The 505-nt window shown below is 62.6% G+C and carries 1 protein-coding gene; it reads left to right on the plus strand.

What is annotated here, in order from left to right:
• Positions 1 to 17: 17 nt before the first annotated feature.
• On the plus strand, positions 18 to 505 hold a 488-nt coding region (locus AC1DU6_RS36000; RefSeq protein ID WP_477863474.1), incomplete at its 3' end, for an AMP-binding protein.

Raw genomic sequence — 505 nt, forward strand, 5'->3', positions numbered from 1 at the left:
GCGTTTGCGTATCGACCATGCCGCTGCTGCGCGCCAAGGAACTGTCCTATCCGCTGCAGAAGGCGAAGATCTCGCTGGCACTTTGTGACAGCAAGCTGTCCGACGAAATGGAGAAGGCCAAGGCGGTTTCGCCTGAACTCAAGCGCGTGGTCTATTGGGGCACCGGCGAAGCCGAACTCGACAAGATGATCGCCGAGGCCAGCCCGGAATTCACCGCCGTCGATACGGCCTCGGATGATATCTGCCTGATCGCCTTCACGTCGGGCACGACGGGCGACCCGAAGGGCACCATGCATTTCCACCGCGACATGCTTGCGGTGTGCGACGGCTTTGCACGCAACGTGCTGCGTGCCAGCCCGGAAGACCGCGTCATTGGTTCGGCGCCGCTGGCCTTCACGTTCGGCTTTGGCGGCGTGCTGTTTCCGCTGCATATCGGTGCGTCCTTCGTGGTGCTCGAGAAGGCCGGCCCGGAAGAGCTGCCTCTGGCTGTTGCCAAGCACAAGGT

The organism is Roseateles sp. P5_B10, assembly GCF_056400485.1.